Source organism: Microbacterium sp. K36 (assembly GCF_004794355.1).
GTDB lineage: Bacteria > Actinomycetota > Actinomycetes > Actinomycetales > Microbacteriaceae > Microbacterium > Microbacterium paraoxydans_D.
This window is the reverse complement of record NZ_SSDN01000058.1, coordinates 25301-31586: the sequence shown is the minus strand read 5'-3', so window position 1 is coordinate 31586 and position 6286 is coordinate 25301. Positions and strand designations below refer to the sequence as shown.

The window sequence follows — 6286 nt, the reverse complement described above, 5'->3', positions numbered from 1 at the left end:
GCACGTCGCTCTTGGACGTGAAGTAGTTGAAGAAGCTGGAACGGCTGACCCCCGCCCGCGTGCGGGATCAAAACGGCCCCTCCCCAGCGTCCCCCGGGCCCGTTTTCGATCCCGCGTGAGGAGGCGGTCGGCGGGACGGGATCGAAAAGGTCCCTCCGGGTTCCCCGGCGAGCCCGTTTTCGATCCCGCGAGAGGAGCGGCAGACGGACCGGCGCCGACGGCCCGTTCTTGATCCCGCCACGGGCTTCGCGCGTCCGTTCCCTCCAAGCCCCGGCTGGCGGGATCAACAACGTCCCTCGCTGACGCCTGGTGGGCCCGTTCTTGATCCCGCCGCGGGCTCGTTCGATCCGACCCACGGCGCGGGATCGAAAACTCCCCCCGGCGGTGGCCGAGGGGAGCGGTTTCGATCCCGCAGCACGCCCGGGAGGCGGCGCCGGGGGGAGTATCAGTCGCCGAGGGCGGCGGACACCACGGCGCGGGCCTCGGCCTGTACCTCGGCGAGGTGCTCCGGGCCCCGCAGGCTCTCGGCGTAGAGCTTGTAGACGTCTTCGGTTCCGGACGGCCGCGCGGCGAACCAGGCGTGCGGAGTCTGCACCTTGAGGCCGCCGATCCCCGCACCGTTGCCGGGGGCGTGCGAGAGCTTCGCGATGATGTCCTCGCCGGCGAGGGTGGTCGCGGTCACCGACTCCGGGGCGAGCTTGCCGAGCGTCGCCTTCTGCTCGGGGGTCGCCGGGGCATCGACGCGCTGGTAGGCGGACGAGCCGAAGGCGTCCTCCAGTTCCGCGTAACGCTGCGACGGGGTCTTGCCGGTCACCGCGAGGATCTCGGCCGCCAGCAGGCAGAGGAGGATGCCGTCCTTATCGGTGGACCACACGGAGCCGTCGTGTCGGAGGAACGAGGCCCCCGCCGACTCCTCGCCACCGAACGCCACGGAGCCGTCGAGCAGTCCGGGCACGAACCACTTGAAGCCGACCGGAACCTCGAGCAGACGCCGCCCGAGCGACTCGGCCACGCGGTCGATGATCATCGACGACACCAGCGTCTTGCCGACCGCCGCCTCACGCGGCCAGTGCTCCCGGTGCGAGAAGAGGTAGTCGATGGCGACGGCGAGGAAGTGGTTCGGGTTCATGAGCCCGGCGTCGGGGGTGACGATGCCGTGCCGGTCCGCGTCGGCGTCGTTCCCGGTGAGGATGTCGTAGTCGCCCTTCTTCGCCACGAGCGATGCCATGGCCGACGGGGACGACGGATCCATCCGGATCTTCTCGTCCCAGTCCAGAGTCATGAAGCGCCACGTGGGGTCGACCTCGGGGTTGACGACCGTGAGATCGAGGTCGTGCATCTCGGCGATCAGCGACCAGTACTCCACCGAGGCGCCACCCAGCGGGTCCGCGCCGATACGCACACCGGCGCGGCGGATCGCCTCGATGTCGATGATCGACGGGAGGTCGCGCACATAGGCCTCGCGGAAGTCGTACCCGGTGATCGCGTCCCAGTCCACGTCGGCGAAGCGCTCGCGCCGCACGGCGGTCAGGCCGTCGGCGATGAGCTGGTTGGCGCGGTCGGCGATCCAGCCCGTCGCATCGGTGTCGGCGGGACCGCCGTGGGGCGGGTTGTACTTGAAGCCGCCGTCGCGGGGCGGGTTGTGCGAGGGGGTCACGACGATGCCGTCCGCGCGACCCGGGTCGTCGGCGGCGCGGTCGCGGTTGTACGTGAGGATCGCGTGGCTCAGCGCGGGGGTCGGCACCCAGGAGTCCCGGGCGTCGACGCGCACGTCCACCCCGTTCGCGAGCAGGACCTCGATGGCGCTGCGCTCGGCCGGGAGAGACAGCGCGTGGGTGTCGCGACCCAGGAAGAGCGGACCGGTGATGCCCTGTGCTGCCCGGTAGTCGACGATGGCCTGCGTCGTGGCGAGGATGTGGTTCTCGTTGAAGCTCTTCGTGAGCGACGAGCCGCGGTGTCCGCTGGTGCCGAACACGACCCGCTCGCTCGCGACATCCGGATTCGGCACGCGGTCGTAGTAGGCGGCGATCAGCTCGTCGACATCGATCAGGTCACTTTCCTCCGCGGGGAGGCCGGCACGGCTGCTCATGTTCTCAGTCTGCCCCGTGCGGCGGATGCTCGCATCCGCCTTGACATGCGGGATCGCGATGAGTCACCGAGGGATAGGCTGAACGCCGTGACTGCACGCCGCACCTACAGCTACCTCGGACCGGCCGGAACCTTCACGGAGGCGGCGCTCGACCAGGTGGCCGAAGCCAGGGGGCAGGACTGGCGACCGGTGCACAACGTGGGCGAGGCGCTCGCGGACGTCCTCGAAGGACGCAGCGACGCAGCCATGATCGCGATCGAGAACTCCATCGAGGGCGGGGTCTCCACCACCCAGGACGCACTGGCGACGCTGCCAGGGCTCCGGATCATCGGCGAGTACCTCGTGCGCGTGAACTTCGTCCTCGTCGCGCCGCGCGGCACGACACTCGACCAGGTCGAGGTCATCGCCGCGCACCCCGTCGCCTACGCGCAGTGCCACGGCTGGCTCGGTGAACACCTCCCGACCCACTCGCACGTGCCGGCGGCGAGCAACGTCGCCTCGGCCATCGGCGTCCTCGACGGCACCTCGCCCGCGCAGGCCGCGATCGCCGCCCCCGGCATCGTGCAGCACTACGACGTGGACGTGCTCGCCGAGGGCATCGGCGACAACGCGGCGGCCGTGACCCGGTTCGTCCTCGTCACCCGCACCACGCGTTCGCCCGCGCCGACCGGTGCCGACAAGACCTCGCTGATCGTCGAGCTCCCGCACGACCACCCTGGTTCGCTCCTCGAGATGCTGGAGCAGTTCTCGACGCGCGGCATCAACCTCTCTCTCATCGAGTCCCGGCCCATCGGCGACGAGCTCGGTCGGTACCGGTTCGTGATCGACGCGGACGGTCACATCGAGCACGAGCGGATGGCCGACGCCCTGCTCGGGATCCGTCGCTTCAGCCCCCGCGTGGTGTTCCTCGGGTCCTATCCCCGCGCCGACCGGCAGATCGTGCAGTATCCCGACCGCTACTCCGACGAGGTCTTCATCGAGGCCCGCGACTGGCTCCGCGGCATCCTCTCCGGCGAACCCGAGTCCTGACCGACGGCACGCGCGTGCGCGCGTGCCTCCCGCGTTCGGGATCGATAACGCACGTTCCCGGACCAGCCCGCGCACCATACTCATCCGGCATGCCGCCCCGCCGGTTGACGGGATCGATAGCGCACGTTCGCCGCACGCGCCCCGCCGCCGCGATCTCCGACCGCAGCAGGTCTCGCGGGATCAGAAGTACACCTCGTACCGGCTCGGGAGGCGCTGTTTCGATCCCGCACGACGAGGATCGGGTCAGTGCTCCTGGAATCGCGGCCAAGCGCTGCCCGGCAGCATACGGGCGTGCAGAGCGCCCTTTGCGGAGGCGAGGCTGGGATAGGTCCCAGCCGGCGCGTCGGCTCCCGCCATAGTCACCACGTAGCCGTTCTCGTCGTGGCGGATACTCCCCACCACGCCGTTCGTCCCGTACGCGACCCAGAGTGCGAGTGTCTTGGTGCTCATCGTCGAACCCCTCTCTCTGCCGCCGAGGCTACGCCTCCGTGACGTCCGGGGCCAGCCTCTCCCTCGGGACTGGGGTCGGAGGCAATTCCCGTCCCCCGAGCAGGTCTCACCCCCGGACGCCGCCGCGAGAGATGAGCGCACGGCGCACGCGGGCGGCGAGGGCCCCGCCACCATCGCGCAGATCGAGCTCGGTCACACGGATCACGAGCCATCCGCGATCTTCGAGGTCGCGCTGACGCCGGATGTCGATCCGCCATTGATCACGGTCCGTCCGATGGCCATCGCCCTCGTACTCGATGGCGATGCGGCATTCGGGGTAGGCGAGGTCGACCCGGGCGAGGAAGCGTCCGTCCACGGAGACGACGTGCTGGATCGCGGGCTCCGGGAGGTCGAAGCTGCGGAGGAGCAGACGCGCCTCGGTCTCTTTCGGCGACTCGACGCCCGGGCGCGCGAGAGGCAGCGCATCGCGGATGCGGCCGCAGCCGGGGAACCGCCCCCATCGCGTCAACTGTCGATCGATGCTCTCGATGGTGGCGACCGGCCGGCCCGTCCGCAGCCCCGGATAGACGTCGGACGAGGTGAGCAGGGCATCGAGAGCGACGACCATCGGCACGGAGGCGAACTCCCGCGCGCAGAGGAACAGTGCGCTCACCGGATCCACCGTCGGCACTCCGTGGATGTGCCACGTGTCTGCCCTCCCCGGGGCGATGCGACGCCCGCGGACGCCGATCGTCCGGGGCGGCGAGGTCCCGGTGTGCACGGCGACGTCGAGGGGCTCACCGGGCGACCATCGGACGGACGCGGGGAGCCCCCACAGTCGGAGAGCCGTGCGTCCGGCGAACGCCTGACCCTCGCGAAGACGCGGCAGGTAGGAAGCGACTCGATCGTCGAACGTGGCGGGCTCAATCGCCGACCGCACTCCAGCGAACGGCCGCGCGAGGTCTCGGCTGGAGTATCTCTTCCGCCCGACCCCGATGGCGGCGGCATCACGGACGGCGAAGTGAGGGCCGAGGTAGGGCGGGAGGGGAACACGGTGTCGCATCCGTCCATGCTGTCCGCGCAGGATCGGCTTCCTGACGCATGATCGTCCTCGGCCCGGCTCTTGTGGAAAACGCGAGCCTACCTGCGATTGTGCGGAGGTACTGTTCTCGCGCCCGATAACGCGGGATCAGAAACGTGCCGCGGGAAGCGTGCAGGGGAGCGTTATCGATCCCGCACCAAGTGACCCACCGGACGCGGGATCAGAAACGTGCCGCCCGGGCCGTGTGGGGGAGCGTTAGCGATCCCGCGACGGAACTCACGCGCCCGCGCCCGAAACGGAGCTCCCGCCCGCGCACGCACCCGCGCCGGGTCACGCGCCCGCGACGAGCTCCAGCGTCTGCGCGCGCCCGGCGGCCGAGTCCTTCGGCTCCGCGTCGTAGGCTCCGGCGACGGGGGAGAGCATGACCTCGTCCACCCCATAGGTCGCCGCGAAGGAGCGCACCTCGGCGGCGACGGACTCCCCGGTGCCGACGAACCACCGCGACCGCGCGGCCTGGACCACCTGATCGGTCGCGGCGTCGTGCTCCGCGGCGAGGGCCTGCTCGACGGTCTCGAGCGCGACGAGCGGCTGGTTGAGTCGGAGCCGCGCCATCATCCGCAGCTGCGGGAGGGCGCGGGCCTCGGCCTCCTCCGCCGTCGGGGCGGCGACGGCGTTCACGGTGAGGAAGGTCCGCGGCTCCGGGTGCTCCTCGCTCGGACGGTAGTTCGTGCGGTAGAGGTCGAGGGCGCGTTCCAGGCCCTGTCCGGAGAAGTGGTTCGCGAACACGTACGGCAGGCCGAGGGAGGCGGCGAGCTGCGCGGAGTAGTCGCTCGACCCCAGCAGCCACACCTCGGGCACCCCGGTCGCGGCGGGGGTCGCCCGCACGGTGTACTCCCCACCGGAGGTGAAGCGCACGGCGGCGCCGTCGGCGGTGAAGAGGGCCGCGATGTCCTGCACGTGGCGGGGGAACTGCTCCACGTCGCTGGTCGTCCCGGATCCGCGGAGGAGCTGGGTGATCACGGGGTCGCTGCCGGGGGCGCGGCCGAGGCCCAGGTCGATGCGGCCGGGCGCGATGGCTTCGAGGGCGGCGAACTGCTCGGCCACGATCAGCGGCGCGTGGTTGGGCAGCATCACACCGCCGGAGCCGAGGCGGATCCGCGAGGTGTGCGTGGCGGCAGCCGCGATGAGGACCGGTGGCGTGGTCGAGGCGACCGCGGGCATGTTGTGGTGCTCGGCGAACCAGTACCGGCGATAGCCGAGCCGGTCGGCGGTCGCGGCGAGGGAGAGGGAGGCGGCGATGGCCTCGGCACTGGTCTGGCCGGAGCGGACCGGCACGAGGTCGAGGACGGAGAGGGCGACGTCGTTCATCTCCGGACGCAACCTCGGCGGCCGCTCCGGCATTCCCTAGGCGGCGAGGCGCGAGGCGGGGGTGAGCGCGTCGGCGAGAGCGTTCCTGGCGAGGCGATAGCGGATGAGCCAGGCGGCGCTGAAGCTCTGCTCCGGCAGGTCGCGCAGTGCGGCGCGGTCCTCCGCCGGCAGCCCGTCCCGCGCGGCTTCGCGCAGGAGGTCGTCGCGGGTCGCCGGGTACTCCATGTCGGCGAGGAAACGGTCGAGGGTCGAGGAGAGTGCCATGGGTCGTCCTTTCTGCGGGAAGAGAGGAGAGCGGCGGGGGCGGTGCCGCAGCACCGCCCCCGGGT

The 6286-nt window shown here is 71.0% G+C and carries 6 protein-coding genes; 1 reads left to right on the top strand and 5 read right to left on the bottom strand.

The genetic code is table 11. The features are described 5' to 3' along the window. Positions 1-445: 445 nt before the first annotated feature. Positions 446-2089 carry a phosphoglucomutase (alpha-D-glucose-1,6-bisphosphate-dependent) gene (gene pgm / locus DW296_RS05655; RefSeq protein ID WP_136051447.1) on the bottom strand — a complete coding sequence of 548 codons (1644 nt, stop codon included), beginning with the start codon at positions 2087-2089 and terminating at the stop codon, positions 446-448. 45 nt (positions 2090-2134) lie between these two features. Here pgm and pheA point away from each other — a divergent pair, with 45 nt between their 5' ends. Continuing rightward, a complete protein-coding gene (gene pheA, locus DW296_RS05650) occupies positions 2135-3118 on the top strand; it encodes a prephenate dehydratase (RefSeq protein ID WP_060923520.1) in 984 nt (327 codons plus the stop codon). Between the two features lie 243 nt (positions 3119-3361). On the opposite strand, the gene DW296_RS05645 is transcribed toward pheA, so the two are convergent. The 4 genes from DW296_RS05645 to DW296_RS05630 all read right to left on the bottom strand — a co-directional run bounded on the left by DW296_RS05645 (position 3362) and on the right by DW296_RS05630 (position 6221). Further along, entirely contained in the window at positions 3362-3568 is a 207-nt protein-coding gene (locus DW296_RS05645) for a methyltransferase (RefSeq protein WP_136051446.1), read from the bottom strand. Positions 3569-3674: 106 nt separating this feature from the next. Then, entirely contained in the window at positions 3675-4610 is a 936-nt protein-coding gene (locus DW296_RS05640) for a hypothetical protein (protein WP_136051445.1), read from the bottom strand. A 309-nt stretch (positions 4611-4919) separates the two neighbouring features. Then, positions 4920-5957: an LLM class flavin-dependent oxidoreductase gene (locus DW296_RS05635; protein WP_136051444.1), complete on the bottom strand. Its 1038-nt coding sequence runs from the start codon at positions 5955-5957 to the stop codon at positions 4920-4922. Positions 5958-5993: 36 nt separating this feature from the next. Next, on the bottom strand, positions 5994-6221 hold the full coding sequence (locus DW296_RS05630) for a DUF2795 domain-containing protein (RefSeq protein ID WP_136051443.1): 228 nt from the start codon (positions 6219-6221) through the stop codon (positions 5994-5996). Between the last annotated feature and the right edge of the window lie 65 nt (positions 6222-6286).